We start from the raw sequence: 19785 nt of genomic DNA, 5'->3' as shown, positions 1-19785 counted from the left end.
ACGTTACCCGGCGGCATCACGTCTGTTTCCCGGGCGGAACGCTGCCCTCAGCGGGCCGGGGCGGGGGGTGTGAGGGGGGTGCGCGGGGCCGGGGGAGGGGTGTGAGGCGGGGGCCGCCGGGGGCCCGGGGGCCGGCCCGGCGGCCGCGAAGCCGCGGGTCAGCGGGTGCGCAGCAGGTCCACCAGGCCGGTGGTGTCCTCCGTGGCGTGGCCCGCCGCCGCCCGTGCGCGCATCAGGTCCAGGAACGGGGTGAGCAGGTGCGCGCTCACGCCCTGTTCCGCGGCCGTGCGCAGCAGCGTCCCGCTGCCGGCGACCTGCATGCCCAGGTGGGAGACGACCCCGGTGGTGTAGTCACCGGACGCCAGCCGGCCGGCCGTCTCCTCGGCCGTGCCGGCCATCGCGGTCAGCCAGGGCACGAGCAGCGCGGCGAAGTCCCCGGGCGCCACCTCCGTCCCGCGCAGCAGCGCGAACGCGTGGGTGACCCCGGCGAACATGCCGTACATCGCGCTCAGCAGCGCCACGTCGTGCAGCGCGGCGAGAGAGGGGTCGGCACCGACGTACTCGGTGGCGGCCGGGACGGCGAGGGCGGCGCGGTGCTCCTCGAACAGCTCCGGGTCGCCGCTGTAGAGGACGAAGGCGCCGGGCGCGCCGATCATCGGCGGTACGGCCATGATCCCGCCGTCCAGGAACCGGGCGCCCCGCTTCTCCGCCCAGGCGGCGCGCTCCCGGGCGTCGGCGGGGGTGCCGGTGGTGAGGTTCACCAGGTCCCGGCCGGCCAGCTCGGCGGAGTCCAGGGCGGCGCCCACCGAGGCGTCGTCCAGCAGACAGGTCACGACGAGCCGGTTGGCGGCCACCGCCTCGGCCGCGCTCCCCGCCGCCACCGCGCCCGCGGCGGTCAGCGCGGCCGTCCGCCCGGGCGTGCGGTTCCACACGGTCAAGGGGTGTCCGGCGGCGAGCCAGGCCCGCCCGAGCGCGGTGCCCATCGCACCGGTGCCGAGCAGGGTCAGGGGAGTGGGGGACGCGGCGGAAGGGGAGGTGTCGGTCATGGCGACTAGGCTCGCCCGTGGAGCCGCCGCGCAGAAGTACGTACTTCCGAGTGGGTGGTTACCAGCGGGAAAGCATGCGGGCCGGAAGGGGGAGGACCATGCCGGTGGGACGGCGGCCGGGGGCGTACCTGTGCGGGACCGACGCGGCGATGGACATCATCGACGGCAAGTGGAAGGTGTCGATCCTGTGGGTGCTGGGCGAACGCGGTACGTGCCGCTTCGGTGAGCTGCGCCGGCGGCTGCCGGGCGTCACGGAGAAGGTGCTCGCCGCGCAGCTGCGCGAACTGGAGGCCGACGGCGTCGTGCACCGCGAGGAGTACGACGAGGTGCCGCCCCGCGTGGAGTACACGCTGACCCCGAGCGGCCTCCAGCTGAACGAGGCGCTGGAGCCGCTCGGCAGCTGGGGCAGAAGGCACGTACTGGGCGGGGCGCCGGCGCCGCACTGAGCCGCCTGGGGGCGATGCCCTCAGCGGCTGCCGGTCAGATGGGCGAACACCACCACGTTGCCCTGGTAGCCGGTGGTCCTCGAGTAGCCGCCGCCGCAGGTGATGACGCGCAGTTCGGGGCGGTGGGCGGCGCCGTACACCTTCTCGTCGGGGAAGGCGCGGGCCGAGTACACCTCCACCGCGTCCACGGTGAACACGGCCACCGAGCCGTCCCGGCGGTCCACCTCGATGCGGGCGCCCCGCTTCAGCGCGCCCAGGTCGTAGAAGACGGCGGGGCCCTCGGTGTTGTCGACGTGGCCGGCGACGATCGCGGTGCCGGTCTCGCCGGGGGTGGTGCCGGCCTCGTACCAGCCGGCCAGGTTCTTCTCCTTGGCGGGCGGCGCGTCCAGGCTGCCGGAGCGGGTCAGGGCCAGGCCCGTGAGGGGCGCGTCCACCCGGATCGCGGGGATGCGGATGCGCAGGGGCGGGGACGGCGCGAGGCCGGGCGCCGCGACCCGCGTACCGCCCGGGTCGGGGCGGCCCTCGGCGGCGGACGGCTGCGGCGGGGTGTGCGGGACGGCGCCGCCGCCCAGCAGCCACACGCCCGAGCCGAGGGCGGCGACGGTGACGGCGGCTATGGCGGTGTCGCCGAGCCGGGCGGCCCTGGCGCCGCGAGCGGTCCCGCGGTTCCCGGCGGCCTTGCGGTTTCCGGCGGCCTTGCGCATGCCAATCCCCTCTCCCGGGGGCGTGCCCCCGAAGGGCCCCTTCCCCCTCCGGGCCGCGAGGGGCGTCGGACCCGGAGGGGGCGGGATGTGCGGTACCGGCGGACGGACAGCGGAGGGTGTCCGTCAGATCCCGTCGCCTCTCGCCCGGCGATGCAGGAGCCAGGTACCGCCCGCGGCGGCGACGGCCAGTGCCGCCACGCCCGCCGCGGTCTGCACGGGGTCGGGGCCGAGTCCGCCGCCGACCCCCGTCTTGACGCTTCCTCGCGGCAGCACCTCCTGGTGCACCGCGCTCAGGGCCACCACCAGGTCGCCCGCCACCTGCCGGTCGCCCACGGCGCACCGGGCGACGATCTCGTACGTCCCCGGCTGCGCGCTGGACGGCACCCGGAACTGCCCGATCGCCTCGCCCTCGTGCGTGGTGGGCGCCAGCATGAACGTGCCGGCGCCGACCGCGCCCGCGTCGCCGGTCGCGGGTCCGGTGTCCCCGCACGCGGCCGTGTTCACCGTGACCTGGTCACCGGGCGCCACGGTCGCCGGGTACAGGTCGAGACGGCCGGTCCCGGCCGCGTGGGCGGGTGCCGCGGCGGTCACGGCGAGCGCGGTACCGGCCAGCAGACGGGCAGTGCGTCGCATGGTGCTCCCCAGGGCTTGTCCGACTCGTCCAGGGGTGGGCCCCTGCCCTACCGAGGTAAGTCGCAGTCGCGGGGATCCGCTTCCCGAGGCGGCGCCGGGAATGCGGTGAACGGGTGGCGCGAAAGGCCCCCCACACGGCCTAGCCGGAGTGTGTTCCGGCAGGTCAGGGCCGTGTGAGGGGCCGGGTGCGAAGAGCACACGATTGGCCCCCACCCGCCGGGGGGCCGCGCCGGTTCAGTTCACGTTGACCGCGCTCCAGGCGGCGGCCACCGCGTTGTACTCGGTGCTGCCCGCGCCGTAGAGGTCCTTGGCCGCGTTGAGGGTGGCCGTGCGCGCGCCCGCGTAGTTGGTCGAGGAGGTCATGTAGACCGTCAGCGCCCGGTACCAGATCTTGCCGACCTTGTCCCGGCCGATGCCGGTGACCGTGGAGCCGTTGTACGTCGGCGAGTCGTAGCTGACGCCGTTGACGGTCTTGGCTCCGCTGCCCTCGGCGAGCAGGTAGGCGAAGTGGTTGGCGACGCCCGAGGAGTAGTGGACGTCCAGGTTCCCGACCGACGAGCTCCAGTAGTCGGCCGAACTGCCGTCCTTGGACGGCTTGTCCATGAAGCGCAGGGCCGCCTTGCCGAAGCCGGGCTTCACGATCTTCTCGCCGATGAGGTAGTCACCGGTGTCGGAGGAGTTGTTCGCGTACCACTCCACCATCGTGCCGAGGATGTCGGAGGTGGCCTCGTTCAGCCCGCCGGACTCGCCCGAGTAGGTCAGCGCGGCGGTCTTGGACGTCACGCCGTGGGTCATCTCGTGCCCGGCGACGTCCAGGGCGACCAGCGGCCCGAAGGTGGTGCCGTCACCGTCGCCGTAGGTCATGCAGAAGCAACTGTCGTCCCAGAAGGCGTTGTTGTAGTTGCTGCCGTAGTGGACGCGGTTGTACGAGCCCTTGCCGTCGCCGGCGATGCCGTTGCGGCCGTGGACGTTCTTGTAGTAGTCCCAGGTCTCGTTCGTGCCGTACTGGGCGTCGACGGCGGCCGAGGCGCGGTCCGCGGTGGTGCCCGAGCCCCAGTGGTTGTCGGCGTCCGTGAACAGGGTCGCGGGGGCCCGGCTGAAGCAGATGCCGAAGACGCACAGATCGGTCTTGTTCTCGGCGTCACCGGTGTAGGTGTTGCCCCGCGTCGGGTCCTTGAGCTGGTACGAGGTCCCCGACTGGGTGGTCTCCAGCGCGACCGTGCCGCTGTAGAGGCCGTTGCCGTCGCCGGTGGCCGTCTCGATGCTGTCCCAGGCGTCGATCTGCGCGCCGGTGCGCGCGTCGGTCAGCACGGTGCGGGCGACGGGGTTGCCGAGCGAGTCCAGGCCGGCCGCGTCGGTGCGCCAGGCCAGCTTCGGGCTGCCGTGCAGGGCGTCGACCACCAGCACCGGCTTGGCCTTGGCCTGCTTCAGCGTCGTGCCGTGGTGGGCCGCGCGCAGGGCGCTCACCGCGAGGCCGGCGGCCTTGGGGCCGGAGACCCGTGGGGTGACGGAGGGCACGGAGATCGCCTGCCGGGTGGCGCGGTCGGCGCCGCGGTAGGCGCCGTCGGGGGCGAGGTGGACGACGAAGTCGCCGCCCAGGACGGGGAGCTGACGGTAGGTGCGGTCGTAGCGGACGTGCTGGGTGCCGTCCTTGTCCACGACCACGTCCCGGACGCTGGTGTCCTGGGGCGCGGTGAGGCCCAGGGCCGTCGCGTGGGCCAGGAGGGCCGAGGCCGCGTTCTGGACCGCGGTGGCCCGGGTCGGTCTGGCATCGGCGTGGGCGGCGGGGGAGAGGGCGACGGCCAGCAGGGTCGCGGTGGTCAGGGCGACACCGGCGGTGGCTGTGCGGCGGTTTCCTCGGACGTGCTGCCGTATCCGGCTCATCTGTCTCCTCGGGGAGGCGCCAGGCTGGGAGTGGGGGTGGCGCTGACGTGTCACCGAGATTTAAGAGGGCATGACATGTCATGTCCATAGCGCGTTCATGGAACTTCGGGGAGATGTGTGGGGAGCCGGCGAGGGTCCAGAATCGTTCGCGTGACCGCCGAGGACCCCCGACCCTTGCCCTTCTTCGTCTACGGCACCCTCCGCCCCGGCGAGGCCAACCACGACCTCTACCTGCGCGGCCGCACCCTCGCCGAGGAACCCGCCCGCCTCACCGGCGCCGTGCTGTACGACGGCCCCGGCTACCCCTACGCCGTCGAGGAGCCCGGCGGCACCGTGCGCGGGGAACTGGTGACCGCCCGGCCCGAGGCGTACGCGGACCTGCTGGCCGCCCTGGACCGGCTGGAGGAGTACGAGCCGGACGGCCCCCGCAACCTCTACGAACGCCTCGCCCGGGACGTCGTGCGCACCGCCGGCGGCACCGTCCGGGCCTGGGTCTACCTGGCCGCCCCGCGCGTCGCCGCCCGGCTGCGCGCCACCGGCACCCGCATCACGGACGGCGACTGGCTCTCCCGCCGCTGAGTCAGGACAGCAGGGTGACCCCCTCGGGCACCTCGATGCCGAACTCCTCCTCCACCAGGCGCCGCGCCTCCGCCTCCCCGGCCAGCGTGCGCCCGCTCACCGTGCCGTCGGCGCGCGTCTCGGTGAACCGGGCGCCGTCCAGCGCGAGATGGCGGTCCGCGGTGGTCCGCTGGAGGTAGGGACGGCGGGTGAACGGGGACCGGGGGTGGGTGCCGACGAACCAGTTGAACACCTCCAGGTCGGACGCGGCGAACGGCTCCTGGGTGAACGCGTACTGACCGGCCCACGCTCCTTCTCCCGGGCCGCCGCGGGGGTCGTGGGCCTGCAACTCCCACAGCTCCAGCGGCCCGTCGTGCGGCAGCCGCACCAGCCGGTGCCGGCGGCCGGCGCCCTCGAACTCGGTGCCGGTCACCAGCGGCACCGGCAGCAGCAGCGCGCCGGGCGCACCGAAACCGACGTCCGCGAGGTAGGGCAGCGGCTCGCCGGGCACCTCGACCCGGAGCATCGCGTGCGTCCGGGGCCGGCTCTCCGGTGTCCGCGCGCCCACCACGACCCGGGCGGCCAGCTGGACCACCCGGAAACCGAGCGCCTCCAGCGCCAGCCGGAGCAGGATGCCGTGCTCGTAGCAGTAGCCGCCGCGCCGGCCGCGGACCATCTTGGCCATCAGGTCGGCGGGCGCGAGGGAGGGAGCCCTGCCCCGCACCGGGTCCAGGTTCTCGAAGGGCAGCGACAGCGCGTGCGCCAGGTGCACCCCGCGCAGGGTGGCCAGGCAGGCCCGCCGCTCGCCCTTCCAGCCGATGCGGTCGAGATAGGCGTCGAGGTCGTACGGCTCGCTCAGGTCGGTGTCGGACATACCCCGAACCTATGCGAACGCCACCCCGCGCGCCTCGGCCGGCGGACCGGGCCTCACTGGTCCGCCGGACCCAGAACCTCCACCCGCACCGCGCACGACTTGAACTCCGGCATCCGGGACGTCGGGTCCAGGGCCGGGTTGGTGAGCGTGTTGGCGCGGCCCTCGCCCGGCCAGTGGAAGGGCATGAAGACCGTGTCCGGACGGATGGCACCGGTGATCCGCGCGGGCGCGACGGCCCGGCCGCGCCGGGACACCACCGCCACCCGGTCGCCGTCGGCCGCCCCCAGCCGGGCCGCGAGCCGCGGGTGCAGCTCCACGAACGGGCCGGGCGCCGCCGCGTTCAGCTCCGCCACGCGCCGGGTCTGCGCCCCCGACTGGTACTGCGAGACCACCCGCCCGGTGGTCAGCAGCAGCGGGTACTCGGCGTCCGGCTCCTCGGCCGTGGCCCGGTGCACCACGGGCACGAACCGGGCCCGGCCGTCCGGAGTGGCGAAACGGTCGAGGAACAGGCGCGGGGTGCCGGGGTGCACGACGGCCGGACCGGGGTCCGCCGCCGGGTCGTCCGGCAGCGGGTCCGGGACCGCGTCCTCGCCGTCCGCCACCCCCGTACCCCCCGTCGCACCCGGAACCTCCGGGCACGGCCAGAAGACGCCGTTCTCCTCGGCCAGGCGGCGGTAGGTGATGCCGGAGTAGTCCGCCGGGCCGCCGGCGCTCGCACGGCGGAGTTCCTCGAAGACCTCCTCCGGGTCGGCCGGGAATCCCTTCTCCACCCCGAGCCGGTCGGCCAGTTCACGCAGGACGTACAGGTCGCTGCGGACGCCGGGCGGGGGAGCGACGGCCTGGCGGCGCAGCAGCACACGGCCCTCCAGGCTGGTCGTCGTGCCCGTCTCCTCCGCCCACTGGGTCACCGGCAGCACCACGTCCGCCAGCTCCGCCGTCTCCGACAGGACGACGTCGGCCACCGCCAGGAAGTCCAGCGAGCGCAGGCGCCGCTCGACGTGGGCCGCGCGCGGGGCCGACACCACCGGGTTGGACCCCATCAGCAGCAGCGCCCGGACGTCCGTGCCGAGCGCGTCGAGGAGTTCGTACGCGCTGCGCCCGGGACCCGGCAGGCTGTCCGGGTCCACGCCCCACACCCCGGCCACGTGCCGCCGCGCCGCCGGGTCGTCCAGCTTGCGGTAACCGGGCAACTGGTCGGCCTTCTGCCCGTGTTCGCGTCCGCCCTGCCCGTTGCCCTGCCCGGTCAGACAGCCGTACCCGGAGAAGGGGCGGCCCGCGCGGCCGGTCGCCAGGCACAGGTTGATCCAGGCGCCCACCGTGTCCGTGCCCTTGGACTGCTGCTCCGGCCCGCGCGCGGTGAGCACCATCGCCGCCTCCGGCTCGCAGAACATCCGCACCGCCTCACGCAGTCGCGGCACCGGCACCCCGGTGATCCGCTCCACGTACTCCGGCCAGTGCGCCATCGCCGCGGCCCGGGCCTCCTCCCACCCGGTGGTCCGCGCCCGGACGTACTCCTCGTCCGTGCGCCCCTCGGCCACCACCAGGTGCAGCAGCCCCAGCGCGAGGGCGAGATCGGTCCCGGGCCGGGGCGCGAGGTGCAGGTCCGCCTGCTCGGCGGTCCGCGTCCGGCGCGGGTCGACGACGATCAGCGTGCCGCCGTTCTCCCGCAGCTCCGTGAAGAACCGCAGCGCCGGCGGCATGGTCTCGGCGAGGTTGGACCCGACGAGGATCACGCACCCGGTCCTCGGGACGTCCTCCAGCGGGAACGGCAGCCCCCGGTCCAGGCCGAACGCCTTCGTACCGGCCGCCGCCGCCGACGACATGCAGAACCGGCCGTTGTAGTCGATCTGCGAGGTGCCCAGCACCACCCGGGCGAACTTGCCGAGCGCGTACGCCTTCTCGTTGGTGAGCCCGCCCCCGCCGAACACCCCCAGCGCGTCGGCGCCGTACCGGTCGCGCGTCGCCCCGAGCCGCTCGGCGATCCGGTCCAGCGCCTCGGGCCAGCCCGCCTCCACCAGCCGGCCGCCGTCGCGCACCAGCGGCGCGGTCAGCCGTACCGCGGGCGACAGCACCTCGGCCGCCGTACGGCCCTTGCCGCACAGCGCGCCCCGGTTCACCGGGAAGCCGGCGCGCCCGGTGACCTCGACGCCTCCCCGGGGCAGGGGCGTGATGTTCATCCCGCACTGCAGGGCGCAGTACGGGCAGTGGGTGGGCGTCGAGGTGTTCTCCATGCCGCCCAGCGTGCGTCGCCTGTGTTACGGCCCCGGGCCGCCCCCGGTTACACGCCCGGCACGGCGGCCTCCCCGCGCCGGTCGGCGGGCCGTGAGGCCGCGGTCACCGGCCGGCGGCCAGCGCCCGCGCCACCCCCGGCTCCCTCGGCCCGAGGAACGTCGGGTCCGGCTGGAAGACGGCGTCCAGCACCGCCTTGCCCGCCGCGAACACCTCCCGCGTCCCGCCGTAGTACCAGGTCGCGTCGTGCTCGGCGTCGACCCCGACCCCGTACGAGGCGACCCCCGCCGCCTCGCACAGGGCCACCGCCCGCCGGATGTGGAAGCCCTGGCTGATCAGCACCGCCCGGTCCACCCCGAAGATCTTCTTGGCCCGGACGCAGGAGTCCCAGGTGTCGAACCCGGCGTAGTCGCTGACGATCCGCGCGTCGGGCACCCCGTGCTTGGTGAGGTAGGCGCGCATGGCGTCGGGCTCGTCGTAGTCCTTCCGGCTGTTGTCCCCGGTGACCAGCACCACCTCGATCCGCCCGGCCCGGTACAGCGCGGCCGCCGCGTCCAGCCGGTGCGCGAGGTACGGCGAGGGCTGCCCCTGCTTCCACAGCCCCGCCCCGAACACCACCGCGACCTCGGTGCGCGGCACGTCCGCCGTCGTCCGCAGCCGGTCCGCCGTCGACACGTACAGCCAGGCCGACGGGAGCAGCGCCAGCACGCACCCGGCCATCACGGCCCGCACCAGCCGCCGCTGCCCGGTCCGCGTGCGCGGCCACCGCGGTCGGCGCATCCTCATACGGCCCCCTGTGCTCGCTCCCGACCAGGAGGACGCCGCAGGCGCCGTCCCGGTTCGCCTCACACCGCGCATCCGTACGCCGTGAACCCGAGGAAAACACCGGTGACGGCCGTGCAACGGGCACGCAACGTCTCCCGGTCAGGATCGATTCCATGACGGCGTCCACCCCCCTGCGCACCGGCAGCCGGCTCCTCGCCCCGCCGGCCCTCGTGCTGGTCGCCCACGGCAGCCGGGACCCCCGGGCGCTCACCACCGTGCGGGCCCTGCTGGACCGGGTCCGCGCGCTGCGCCCCGGCCTCCCCGTCCACCTGGGCCACATCGAGCTGAACGAGCCCCTGCTCCCCGGCACCCTCGCCGCCCTCGGTGACACCCCGGCCGTCCTCGTCCCGCTCCTCCTCGGCAGGGGCTACCACGTGAAGCGGGACATCCCCGAGACGGCGGCGGCCGCACCGGTACGCGCACGCGTGGCCGCCCCGCTCGGCCCCCACCCGCTCCTCGCCGAGGCCCTGCACGCCCGCCTCCTCCAGGCCGGCTGGCCCGCGGCCCCGGACGGCACCACCCGCCGCGAGGCCGCGGTCGTCCTCGCCGCGGCCGGCTCCCGCGACCCCGACTCGGCCGCGGACACCCGGCACACGGCCCGGCTCCTCTCCGCCCGCCTGGGCGTCCCGGTGCTCCCCGCGTACGCCTCGGCGGCGACGCCGACGGTTCCCGCGGCTCTGCGCGCACTGGCGGCACGCGGCCGGCGCCAGGTGGCGGTGGCGTCGTCCTTCATGGCCCCGGGCCGCTTCGCCACCCGGTGCGCGGCCCAGGCCCCCTGGATCGCGTCGGCCCCCCTGGGAGCCCACGAGGCGATGGCGCGTCTGGTCCTGCACCGCTACGACCAGAGCCTGACGGAAACGTCCACGGCAGCCGCCTGACAGGCCACACCGCACCCGCGCCCGCCGGCGGAAGCCGACCCGGCGCCCGACGGGGCTTACTGTCGACCCATGGAAGGCACCGCACTCCCCACGGCATACGACCCCACGGCATACGACCCCACGTCGGTCGAGCGCTGGGCGCCCGAACCCGACAAACGCCCGGGCCGCACGGCCTTCCAACGCGACCGCGCCCGCATCCTGCACTCCGCCGCCCTGCGGCGGCTCGCCGGCAAGACGCAGGTGGTGACCCCGGGCACCAGGAGCCAGGTCTGGGACGCCAGCCCCCGCACCCGCCTCACCCACTCCCTCGAATGCGCCCAGGTCGGCCGGGAACTGGGCGCCGCACTCGGCTGTGACCCCGACCTGGTCGAGGCGGCCTGCCTCGCCCACGACCTCGGTCACCCGCCCTTCGGCCACAACGGCGAGACCGCGCTGAACGAGTTCGCCGACGACTGCGGCGGCTTCGAGGGCAACGCCCAGTCCCTCAGGCTCCTCACCCGCATCGAGCCCAAACGGTTCACCCCCGAGGGCTCCGTCGGCCTCAACCTGACCCGCGCCACCCTGGACGCGGCCACCAAGTACCCCTGGCAGCGCGGCGCCCACCCCACCGACCCGGCGTCACGGAAGTTCGGCGTGTACGAGGACGACCGCCCGGTGTTCGACTGGGTGAGACGGCACGCCCCCGGCACCCGCACCTGCTTCGAGGCACAGGTCATGGACTGGTCGGACGACGTCGCCTACTCGGTCCACGACGTCGAGGACGGCCTGCACGCCGGCCACGTCGACCCCGGCTGCCTGCGCGCCGAGCCGGAACGGCAGGCGGTGTTCGAGGCCGCCCTCGGCCGGTACGTCCCCGCGGACACCGACCCCGCCGAACTCGCCGCCGCCCTCGACCGCCTCCAGGACGAGGAGTGGTGGCCGCACGGCTACGACGGCACGGCGGTCGCCCAGGCCCGGCTGAAGGACGCCACCAGTCAGCTCATCGGCCGGTTCTGCCTGGCCGCCGAGGCCGCCACCCGCGCCGCGTGGGGCACCGGGCCGCTCACCCGCTACGACGCCGAACTCGTCGTACCCCGGGGGACCCGCATGGAGTGCGCGGTGCTCAAGGCGGTCGCCGACCGGTTCGTGATGCAGCGCGCGGAACAGGAGCGGCTCCGCGCCGACCAGCGGGTCATCGTCGCGGAGCTGGCCGGGGCGCTGACCGCCCGCGCGCCCGAGGGCCTGGACCCCCAGTTCCGGGCGCTGTTCGACGCGGCGGACGACGACAAGGCGCGCAAGCGGGTGATCGTGGACCAGATCGCCTCCCTGACCGACGCCTCGGCGCTCTCCCTGCACGCGAGACTTACGGGGCATATGTGAGGGGAACATGACCCGCCATGGCCTGATCGGGTCACACCCTCTTCCCGCAGCACGCCGCGTGCGGGACGCTCGCATGTGGCGGCACCCTTACGAGGAGGCATCAAGTGGTCGACGCGGATCAGACGTTCGTCATCGTGGGAGGCGGTCTCGCCGGCGCCAAGGCGGCCGAGACGCTCCGGGCGGAGGGCTTCACCGGCCGGGTGATACTGATCTGCGACGAACGCGACCACCCCTACGAGCGCCCGCCGCTGTCCAAGGGCTACCTGCTGGGCAAGGAGGAGCGGGACAGCGTCTTCGTGCACGAGCCCGCCTGGTACGCCCGCAACGACGTCGAGCTGCACCTCGGCCAGACCGTGGACCGGATCGACCGTACGGCGAAGACGGTCCGCTTCGGTGACGACGGCACGATCGTCCGCTACGACAAGCTGCTGCTGGTCACCGGCGCCGAACCGCGCCGCCTGGACATCCCCGGCACCGACCTGGCGGGCGTCCACCACCTGCGCCGCCTCGCGCACGCCGAGCGCCTCAAGGGCGTCCTGCAGCACCTCGGCCGGGACAACGGGCACCTGGTGATCGCCGGCGCCGGCTGGATCGGCCTGGAGATCGCGGCGGCGGCCCGGGGCTACGGCGCGGAGGTCACGGTGATCGAACCGGCGCCGACCCCGCTGCACGGCGTGCTCGGCCCCGAGCTGGGCAACGTCTTCGCCGCGCTGCACCGCGAGCACGGCGTCCGCTTCCGCTTCGGGGCGCGCCTCACCGAGATCGTCGGCCAGGACGGCGTGGTCCTCGCGGCCCGCACGGACGACGGCGAGGAGCACCCGGCGCACGCCGTCCTCGCGGCGATCGGCGCGGCACCCCGGGTCGCCCTCGCGGAGGCGGCCGGCCTGGAGATCGCCGACCGGGCGCACGGCGGCGGCATCGTCGTCGACGAACGGCTGCGCACGTCCGACCCCGACATCCACGCGGCCGGCGACGTGGCGTCCTTCCCGCTCGCCCTGTTCGGCACCCGGCTGCGCGTCGAGCACTGGGCGAACGCGCTGAACGGCGGCCCGGCGGCGGCACGCGCGATGCTGGGCGAGGAGGCGGTCTACGACCGGGTGCCGTACTTCTTCACCGACCAGTACGACCTGGGCATGGAGTACAGCGGCTGGGCGCCGCCGGGGTCGTACGACGAGGTGGTGATCCGGGGCGACGCGGGGAAGCGGGAGTTCATCGCGTTCTGGGTGAAGGAGGGACGCGTGCTGGCCGGGATGAACGTGAACGTGTGGGATGTCACAGAGCCCATCCAGAGGCTCATCCGTTCCCGGGCCCAGGTGAACGTCGAGGCGCTCTCCGACCCGCACGTCCCCCTCGACAGCCTCACCCCGTGACCTCCGCGAGCGCCGGGACTGTCACCGCGCCCCCGTAGAATTCACGCGTGGCAGGACGGATCAACGACGAGGACGTGAAGGCGGTACGGGACGCGGTCCCGATCGACGCCGTGGTCTCCGAGTACCTCCAGCTGCGCAACGCGGGCGGCGGCAACCTCAAGGGCCTGTGCCCGTTCCACGACGAGAAGTCGCCGTCCTTCCAGGTCAGCCCCAGCAAGGGTCTCTTCCACTGCTTCGGCTGCCAGGAGGGCGGCGACACCATCACCTTCGTGATGAAGGTGGACCACCTCTCCTTCTCGGAGGCGGTGGAGCGGCTGGCCGCGCAGGCCGGCATCACGCTGCGGTACGAGGAGGGCGGGTACAACCCGGCCCACCAGCGCGGGGAGCGCATCCGCCTGGTCGAGGCGCACAAGATCGCCGCCCAGTGGTACGCCGAGCAGCTCGCCACCAGCCCCGAGGCCGAGACCGGCCGGGTCTTCCTCGCCGAGCGCGGCTTCGACCAGGCCGCCGCCGTCCACTTCGGCGTCGGCTACAGCCCCCAGGGCTGGGACCACCTGACCCGCTTCCTGCGCGGCAAGGGCTTCACCGACAAGGAGCTGGTCCTCTCCGGCCTCGCCCAGGAGGGCCGCCGGGGACCCATCGACCGGTTCCGGGGCCGGCTGATGTGGCCGATCCGGGACATCGGCGGCGACGTCGTCGGCTTCGGCGCCCGCAAGCTGTACGAGGCCGACAACGGCCCGAAGTACCTCAACACCCCCGACACGCCGATCTACCGCAAGAGCCAGGTGCTGTACGGCATCGACCTGGCGAAGAAGGAGATCGCGAAGAGCAGCCGCGCGGTGGTGGTCGAGGGCTACACCGACGTCATGGCCTGCCACCTCGCCGGTGTGACCACGGCCATCGCGACCTGCGGCACGGCCTTCGGCGGCGACCACATCAAGATCCTGCGCCGGCTGCTGATGGACAACGGCTCGGCCCGGGTGATCTTCACCTTCGACGGTGACGCGGCCGGGCAGAAGGCCGCCCTGCGCGCCTTCGAGGACGACCAGAAGTTCGCCGCCGAGACGTACATCGCCGTCGCTCCGGACGGCATGGACCCCTGCGATCTGCGCCTCGCCAAGGGCGACGAGGCCGTGGCGGACCTCGTCGAACCGCGCACGCCCCTCTTCGAGTTCGCGCTCCGCCAGGTCGTGAGCCGCTACGACCTCGACACCCCGGCGGGCCGCGCCGCGGCGCTGGACGAGGCCGCGCCGATCGTCGCCCGGATCAAGAACAGCGGCGCCCAGCACGAGGTCGCCGTCGAACTGGCCGGCATGCTCGGCATCCTCGACACCCAGTTCGTGGTCCGCCGGGTGGCCCAGCTGGCCCGCTGGGCGCGCGACGGCAAGGGCCCCCAGCAGCAGGACCGGCGCCGCCCGGCCGACCAGCAGTGGACACAGGCGCCCCGCCCGGCCGGCTCCGGGCCTGCCCTGACCCTGCGCAACCCGGTCTTCGCCGCCGAACGCGAACTGCTCAAACTCGCCCTCCAGCGCCCCGAACTGGTCTCCCCGGCCTTCGACGCCTACGGCGTGGACGAGTTCACCGCCCCGCCGTACGCCGCCGTGCGCCAGGCCGTCGCGGAGGCGGGCGGCGCCGAGTACGGCGTGCCCGACCCGCAGGAGTACCTGGTCCGCGTCCGTGAGGCGGCGCCCGACGACACCGTGCGCGCGATGGTCACGGAGCTGGCCGTCGAGCCGATCCTGCGGCGCACGGTGGACGAGACGTACGCCGGCACGGTCCTCGTCCAGATCCGCCGCCGCGCCGTGGAACGCCGCATCCGCGACATCCAGTCCCAGATGACCCGCCTGTCCACCGCCGGCGACCCGGCCCAGCTGGCCGCCGTACAGAACGAACTCTGGATCCTCCAGCAGTACGACCAGGCGCTGCGCGAACGGGGCGCGGAGGCGCTGTGACGCGGGGCCGGCCCTCCGCGGGGTTGCCAGCCGCATAGTCCTGCGAGACGAGTAACCGGCCGGTGACGGACCGGACGCAAAAAGTCACCGCACGCCCCTCGTGGCGGGCTTGTGTCGTACTCCACACTGGGGGCGGTGCCCGAGCCTCGGAGCGCACGCTGCCGCACACCTTCAGCAGCGATCATCCTGGAGGTCGCCCCCGTGCAGACCCAGACCCTCACCCAGACCGACAGCAGCACCAGCGCCACCGTCATCGCCGCGGACGACGACCCGGACGCGGAGGAGGACGTCCTCGCGGCCGTGCCCCCGCAGAGCCGTGCCGGCCTGCACCCCGAGACGGAGCCGCCCGCCGAGGCGCTCGCGGACGAACCCGGGGAGCCCGTCGAGGTCCCCGCCGTCGCCCGGGTCGAATCCGGCGGGCCCTCCGCCGACCTGTTCCGCCAGTACCTGCGCGAGATCGGCCGCATCCCGCTGCTCACCGCCGCCGAGGAGGTGGAACTGGCCCGCCGGGTGGAGGCCGGCCTGTTCGCGGAGGAGAAGCTCGGCACCACCCCCGATCTGGACAGCGAACTCGCGCAGGACCTGGACCGACTCGTCGTCATGGGCCGCATGGCCAAGCGCCGGCTCATCGAGGCGAACCTGCGGCTCGTCGTCTCCGTGGCCAAGAGGTACGTCGGCCGCGGCCTGACCATGCTCGACCTCGTCCAGGAGGGCAACCTCGGGCTCATCCGGGCCGTGGAGAAGTTCGACTACGCGCGCGGCTACAAGTTCTCCACCTACGCCACCTGGTGGATCCGGCAGGCCATGTCCCGCGCGCTCGCCGACCAGGCCCGCACCATCCGGGTCCCGGTCCACGTCGTGGAGCTGATCAACCGGGTCGTGCGGGTCCAGCGGCGCATGCTCCAGGAGCGCGGCTACGAGCCGACGGCGGAGGAGGTCGGCGCCCATCTGGACCTGCCGCCCGAGCGGGTCGGCGAGGTGCTGCGGCTCGCCCAGGAGCCGGTGTCGCTGCACGCCCCGGTCGGCGAGGAGGACGACGTCGCCCTCGGCGACCTCATCGAGGACGGCGACGCGGCGAGCCCCGTCGAGTCCGCCGCCTTCCTGCTGCTGCGCGAGCACCTGGAAGCGGTGCTGTCCACGCTGGGGGAGCGCGAGCGGAAGGTCGTCCAGCTCCGCTACGGCCTGGCCGACGGCCGCCCGCGCACCCTGGAGGAGATAGGCCGCATCTTCGGCGTGACCCGCGAACGGATACGGCAGATCGAGTCCAAGACGCTGAACAAGCTCCGGGACCACGCGTTCGCGGACCAGCTGCGGGGCTACCTGGACTGAGGGGGCCGCCGCCGCGCAGCGGCCCCCCCGCGCGCCTAGTCGACCTCGGCCACCGCCTGCGCGAACTGCGCCTTGTACAGCCGGGCGTAGGCGCCGTCCGCCGCCAGCAGCTCCGCGTGCGCGCCCTGTTCGACGATGGACCCGTTCTCCATCACGAGGATGGTGTCCGCGTCCCGGATGGTCGACAGCCGGTGCGCGATCACGAACGACGTACGGCCGGCCGCCAGCTTGGCCATCGCCTTCTGGATCAGCACCTCCGTCCGCGTGTCCACGGAACTCGTCGCCTCGTCCAGCACCAGGATCACCGGGTTGGACAGGAACGCCCGCGCGATGGTGATCAGCTGCTTCTCACCGGCGCTGACACCCGTGCCCTCGTCGTCGATCACGGTGTCGTAGCCGTCGGGCAGGGTGCGGATGAAGCGGTCCGCGTGGGCCGCCCGGGCCGCCTCCTCGATCTCCCCGCGCGTGACCTCGCGGGAGGCGCCGTAGGCGATGTTCTCCGCGATGGTGCCGCCGAACAGCCAGGTGTCCTGGAGCACCATGCCGATCCCGGCCCGCAGCTCGTCCCGGGTCATGCCGCGGATGTCGACCCCGTCCAGGGTGATCCGGCCGCCGGAGACGTCGTAGAACCGCATCAGCAGGTTGACCAGCGTGGTCTTGCCCGCGCCGGTCGGGCCGACGATCGCCACCGTGTGCCCCGGCTCCACCGTGAGCGACAGGTCCTCGATCAGCGGCTTCTCGGGGTCGTACCGGAACGACACGTGCTCCAGGCGCACCCGCCCGCGCAGCTCCTCGGGCCGCTCGCCGCGCACCGGATCCGCCTCCTGCTCCTCCGCGTCCAGGAGTTCGAAGACCCGCTCGGCCGAGGCGACACCGGACTGCACCAGGTTCGCCATCGACGCGACCTGCGTCAGCGGCATCGAGAACTGCCGCGAGTACTGGATGAAGGCCTGCACATCGCCGATGGACAGGGCGCCGGACGCGACCCGCAGACCGCCGACGACCGCCACCAGCACGTAGTTCAGGTTCGACACGAACATCATCAGCGGCTGCATCACACCGCTGTGGAACTGCGCCTTGAACGCGGCCTGGTACAGCGCCTCGTTCTGCTCGGCGAACTGCCGGGCCGACTCCTCCTGCCGCCCGAACACCTTCACCAGGGTGTGCCCGGTGTACATCTCCTCGATGTGCGCGTTCAGTTGGCCGGTGGAGCGCCACTGCTGCACGAAGTGCGGCTGCGACCGCTTGCCGACCCGGGTGGCGACCACGAACGACAGCGGCACGGTCACCAGCGCCACCAGCGCCAGCAGCCAGGACACCCAGAACATCACCACGAGCACGCCGACGATGGTCAGCACCGAGTTGATCAGCTGGCCCATCGACTGCTGGAGCGTCTGCCCGATGTTGTCGATGTCGTTGGTCGCCCGGGACAGCACCTCACCGCGCTGGCGCTTGTCGAAGTACGACAGCGGCAGCCGCGACAGCTTCGCCTGCACGTCCCTGCGCAGCCGGTACATCGTGCGGTTCACGGCCCGGTTGACCAGCCGCGTCGCGACCGCCATCAGCAGGCCGGCGACCAGGAACACACCGAGCGCGAGCAGCAGGACGTGCCCGACGGCGTCGAAGTCGATGCCCTTGCCGGGCGTGAAGTCGGTGCTCCTGAGCACGTCCGCGATGCGGCCCTGGCCACGCTCGCGCAGGGAGTCGAGGACCTGCTCCTTGGTGGCGCCGGCCGGGAACCGCCGGCCCACGATGCCCGCGAACACCAGGTCGGTGGCCCGGCCGAGGATCTTCGGGCCGATCACGCTCAGGCTCACGCTGACGACCACGCACAGCAGCAGGCCGTAGATCGTGAGGCGTTCCGGTCTGAACTGGGCGACGAGCCGTTTGCCCGACCCCTTGAAGTCCATCGAGCGCTGGTCGGGGCCGCCCCCGGCCATCATGCGTCCCATGGGCCCGGCCATCAGGCGGCCTCCGCTTCCGTCAGCTGGGAGAGCACGATCTCCCGGTAGGTCTCATTGGATGCCATCAGCTCGGCGTGCCGGCCGGAACCGACCACCCGGCCCTCGTCCAGCACGATGATCAGGTCCGCGTCCCGGATGGTCGCCACCCGCTGGGCGACGATCACGACGGTCGCCTCGGCGGTCTCCCGGGCGAGCGCGGCGCGCAGGGCCGCGTCCGTGGCGTAGTCCAGCGCGGAGAAGGAGTCGTCGAAGAGGTAGATCTCCGGGCGCTGCACCAGCGTGCGGGCGATGGCGAGGCGCTGCCGCTGGCCACCGGAGACGTTGGTGCCCCCCTGCGCGATCGGCGCGTCCAGACCGCCCTCCAGCTTCCGCACGAAGTCAGCGGCCTGCGCCACCTCCAGCGCGTGCCACAGCTCCTCGTCGGTGGCGTCCGGGTTGCCGTACCGCAGGTTGGTCGCGACGGTGCCCGCGAACAGGTACGGCTTCTGCGGCACGAGCCCCACCGTCCGGGCGAGCAGGTGCTGCTCGACCTCGCGGACGTCCACGCCGTCCACCAGGACCTCGCCCTCGGTGGCGTCGAACAGCCGGGGCACCAGACCCAGCAGGGTCGACTTGCCGCTGCCGGTGGAGCCGATCACGGCGGTCGTCTGCCCCGGCCGGGCCACCAGGTCGATGGACTTCAGCACCGGCTCCTCGGCACCCGGGTAGCGGAAGCCCGCGCCCCGGATCTCCAGGTGCCCGTGCGCCCGCAGCTCGGTGACCGGGGCCGCCGGCGGTACGACGCTCGAATCGGTCCCCAGGACGTCCTGGATGCGCTCGGCGCACACCTCCGCGCGCGGCACCATCATGAACATGAAGGTGGCCATCATCACGGACATCACGATCTGCATCAGGTAGGCGAGGAACGCGGTGAGGTCACCGATGGCCATCCCGCCGCTGTCGATCCGGTGGGCGCCGAACCACACGACCGCGATGGACGACAGGTTCACCACCGTCATGACGATCGGGAACATCAGGGCCAGCAGCCGGCCGGTGGCCAGCTGCATGTCGGTCAGCTCGCCGTTGGCCTCCCCGAACCGGCCCTGTTCGTACTCGTCCCGGACGAAGGCGCGGATCACCCGGTTGCCGGTGATCTGCTCGCGCAGCACCCGGTTCACCGTGTCCAGCCGGACCTGCATCGCGCGGAACAGCGGACGCAGCCGGCGCACGATGAGCGTCACCGAGATGCCGAGCACCGGCACCACCGCGACCAGTACCCCGGACAGCGGCACGTCCAGACCGAGGGCCAGCACGATGCCGCCCACGCACATGATGGGCGCCGACACCATCAGGGTGAACGACAGCAGGACCAGCATCTGGACCTGCTGCACGTCGTTCGTCGTACGGGTGATGAGCGAGGGCGCCCCGAAGTGACCCACCTCACGCGCGGAGAACGACTGCACCCGGTCGAAGACGGCACCGCGCACGTCCTTGCCGAGCGCGGAGGCGGTCCGGGCGCCGTAGTACACGGCACCGATGTTGCACACCACCTGCACCAGCGAGATGCCGATCATCAGGGCACCGAAGGACAGGATGTAACCGGTGTCACCCTTCACGACACCGTTGTCGATGATGTCCGCGTTCAGAGTGGGCAGGTAGAGGGTGGCGCAGGTCTGCAGGAACTGCAGCGCCACCAGCAGGGCGATGGGTTTCTTGTAGGGCCTGAGATAGGTCCGCAGAAGTCGTATGAGCACG

General features: G+C 73.3%; 16 protein-coding genes. 7 read left to right on the top strand and 9 right to left on the bottom strand.

The genetic code is table 11. The features are described from left to right. Window positions 1–158: 158 nt before the first annotated feature. The gene (locus tag ACZ5DC_RS07735; protein ID WP_468650445.1) at window positions 159–1046 is read right to left on the bottom strand and encodes an NAD(P)-dependent oxidoreductase; all 888 of its coding nucleotides are present in this window, start codon (window positions 1044–1046) and stop codon (window positions 159–161) included. A 98-nt stretch (window positions 1047–1144) separates the two neighbouring features. Between ACZ5DC_RS07735 and ACZ5DC_RS07730 the strand changes: the two genes are divergently transcribed. Then, the gene (locus ACZ5DC_RS07730; RefSeq protein ID WP_468650443.1) at window positions 1145–1492 is read left to right on the top strand and encodes a winged helix-turn-helix transcriptional regulator; all 348 of its coding nucleotides are present in this window, start codon (window positions 1145–1147) and stop codon (window positions 1490–1492) included. 20 nt (window positions 1493–1512) lie between these two features. On the opposite strand, the gene ACZ5DC_RS07725 is transcribed toward ACZ5DC_RS07730, so the two are convergent. The 3 genes from ACZ5DC_RS07725 to ACZ5DC_RS07715 form a co-directional block, all read right to left on the bottom strand. Next, a complete protein-coding gene (locus tag ACZ5DC_RS07725; RefSeq protein ID WP_468650441.1) occupies window positions 1513–2196 on the bottom strand; it encodes a class F sortase in 684 nt (227 codons plus the stop codon). A 123-nt stretch (window positions 2197–2319) separates the two neighbouring features. Beyond that, window positions 2320–2829, bottom strand: a complete 510-nt coding sequence (locus ACZ5DC_RS07720) for a hypothetical protein (RefSeq protein ID WP_468650439.1) — start codon at window positions 2827–2829, stop codon at window positions 2320–2322. A gap of 234 nt (window positions 2830–3063) precedes the next feature. Next, on the bottom strand, window positions 3064–4713 hold the full coding sequence (locus ACZ5DC_RS07715) for a M4 family metallopeptidase (RefSeq protein ID WP_468650437.1): 1650 nt from the start codon (window positions 4711–4713) through the stop codon (window positions 3064–3066). A gap of 150 nt (window positions 4714–4863) precedes the next feature. On the opposite strand from ACZ5DC_RS07715, the gene ACZ5DC_RS07710 reads away from it, so the two are divergent. After that, a complete protein-coding gene (locus ACZ5DC_RS07710; protein ID WP_468650435.1) occupies window positions 4864–5292 on the top strand; it encodes a gamma-glutamylcyclotransferase family protein in 429 nt (142 codons plus the stop codon). A gap of 1 nt (window position 5293) precedes the next feature. Here the strand turns inward: ACZ5DC_RS07710 and ACZ5DC_RS07705 are convergent, their stop codons facing one another. From ACZ5DC_RS07705 to ACZ5DC_RS07695, 3 genes are all read right to left on the bottom strand, one after another. Then, window positions 5294–6145 (bottom strand): arylamine N-acetyltransferase family protein, encoded by an 852-nt coding sequence (locus ACZ5DC_RS07705; protein WP_468650433.1) that lies wholly within the window; start codon window positions 6143–6145, stop codon window positions 5294–5296. A gap of 53 nt (window positions 6146–6198) precedes the next feature. Then, complete coding sequence (locus ACZ5DC_RS07700) at window positions 6199–8376, bottom strand: molybdopterin oxidoreductase family protein (RefSeq protein ID WP_468650431.1); 2178 nt, start codon at window positions 8374–8376, stop codon at window positions 6199–6201. 103 nt (window positions 8377–8479) lie between these two features. Next, window positions 8480–9160 carry a SanA/YdcF family protein gene (locus ACZ5DC_RS07695; protein ID WP_468650429.1) on the bottom strand — a complete coding sequence of 227 codons (681 nt, stop codon included), beginning with the start codon at window positions 9158–9160 and terminating at the stop codon, window positions 8480–8482. Between the two features lie 152 nt (window positions 9161–9312). Between ACZ5DC_RS07695 and ACZ5DC_RS07690 the strand changes: the two genes are divergently transcribed. The 5 genes from ACZ5DC_RS07690 to ACZ5DC_RS07670 all read left to right on the top strand — a co-directional run bounded on the left by ACZ5DC_RS07690 (window position 9313) and on the right by ACZ5DC_RS07670 (window position 16087). Beyond that, on the top strand, window positions 9313–10077 hold the full coding sequence (locus ACZ5DC_RS07690) for a sirohydrochlorin chelatase (RefSeq protein ID WP_468650427.1): 765 nt from the start codon (window positions 9313–9315) through the stop codon (window positions 10075–10077). Between the two features lie 69 nt (window positions 10078–10146). Next, a complete protein-coding gene (locus ACZ5DC_RS07685) occupies window positions 10147–11436 on the top strand; it encodes a deoxyguanosinetriphosphate triphosphohydrolase (protein ID WP_468650425.1) in 1290 nt (429 codons plus the stop codon). Window positions 11437–11540: 104 nt separating this feature from the next. Beyond that, window positions 11541–12806 carry an NAD(P)/FAD-dependent oxidoreductase gene (locus ACZ5DC_RS07680; RefSeq protein ID WP_468650423.1) on the top strand — a complete coding sequence of 422 codons (1266 nt, stop codon included), beginning with the start codon at window positions 11541–11543 and terminating at the stop codon, window positions 12804–12806. A 47-nt stretch (window positions 12807–12853) separates the two neighbouring features. Next, window positions 12854–14758: a DNA primase gene (gene dnaG / locus ACZ5DC_RS07675; protein WP_468650421.1), complete on the top strand. Its 1905-nt coding sequence runs from the start codon at window positions 12854–12856 to the stop codon at window positions 14756–14758. 126 nt (window positions 14759–14884) lie between these two features. Beyond that, window positions 14885–16087 carry an RNA polymerase sigma factor gene (locus ACZ5DC_RS07670; RefSeq protein WP_468651266.1) on the top strand — a complete coding sequence of 401 codons (1203 nt, stop codon included), beginning with the start codon at window positions 14885–14887 and terminating at the stop codon, window positions 16085–16087. A 35-nt stretch (window positions 16088–16122) separates the two neighbouring features. Here the strand turns inward: ACZ5DC_RS07670 and ACZ5DC_RS07665 are convergent, their stop codons facing one another. Together ACZ5DC_RS07665 and ACZ5DC_RS07660 are read right to left on the bottom strand one after the other, a co-directional pair. After that, window positions 16123–18051 carry an ABC transporter ATP-binding protein gene (locus ACZ5DC_RS07665; RefSeq protein ID WP_468650419.1) on the bottom strand — a complete coding sequence of 643 codons (1929 nt, stop codon included), beginning with the start codon at window positions 18049–18051 and terminating at the stop codon, window positions 16123–16125. Further along, window positions 18051–19784: an ABC transporter ATP-binding protein gene (locus ACZ5DC_RS07660; RefSeq protein ID WP_468650417.1), complete on the bottom strand. Its 1734-nt coding sequence runs from the start codon at window positions 19782–19784 to the stop codon at window positions 18051–18053. The genes ACZ5DC_RS07665 and ACZ5DC_RS07660 overlap by 1 nt, the downstream gene beginning before the upstream one ends. Between the last annotated feature and the right edge of the window lies 1 nt (window position 19785).

It is taken from the genome of Streptomyces sp. NPDC031445 (assembly GCF_055581365.1).
This window is presented reverse-complemented; position numbering and strand designations above follow the sequence as displayed.

Excerpts from the sequence above, each read along its gene's own strand:
- ACZ5DC_RS07695 (WP_468650429.1), bottom strand. The coding sequence starts at position 9,160 with ATGAGGATGCGCCGACCGCGGTGGCCGCGCACGCGGACCGGGCAGCGG.
- ACZ5DC_RS07715 (WP_468650437.1), bottom strand. The coding sequence starts at position 4,713 with ATGAGCCGGATACGGCAGCACGTCCGAGGAAACCGCCGCACAGCCACC.
- ACZ5DC_RS07725 (WP_468650441.1), bottom strand. The coding sequence starts at position 2,196 with ATGCGCAAGGCCGCCGGAAACCGCAAGGCCGCCGGGAACCGCGGGACC.
- ACZ5DC_RS07685 (WP_468650425.1), top strand. The coding sequence starts at position 10,147 with ATGGAAGGCACCGCACTCCCCACGGCATACGACCCCACGGCATACGAC.
- ACZ5DC_RS07690 (WP_468650427.1), top strand. The coding sequence starts at position 9,313 with ATGACGGCGTCCACCCCCCTGCGCACCGGCAGCCGGCTCCTCGCCCCG.
- ACZ5DC_RS07730 (WP_468650443.1), top strand. The coding sequence starts at position 1,145 with ATGCCGGTGGGACGGCGGCCGGGGGCGTACCTGTGCGGGACCGACGCG.
- ACZ5DC_RS07720 (WP_468650439.1), bottom strand. The coding sequence starts at position 2,829 with ATGCGACGCACTGCCCGTCTGCTGGCCGGTACCGCGCTCGCCGTGACC.
- ACZ5DC_RS07700 (WP_468650431.1), bottom strand. The coding sequence starts at position 8,376 with ATGGAGAACACCTCGACGCCCACCCACTGCCCGTACTGCGCCCTGCAG.
- ACZ5DC_RS07735 (WP_468650445.1), bottom strand. The coding sequence starts at position 1,046 with ATGACCGACACCTCCCCTTCCGCCGCGTCCCCCACTCCCCTGACCCTG.
- ACZ5DC_RS07665 (WP_468650419.1), bottom strand. The coding sequence starts at position 18,051 with ATGGCCGGGCCCATGGGACGCATGATGGCCGGGGGCGGCCCCGACCAG.
- ACZ5DC_RS07705 (WP_468650433.1), bottom strand. The coding sequence starts at position 6,145 with ATGTCCGACACCGACCTGAGCGAGCCGTACGACCTCGACGCCTATCTC.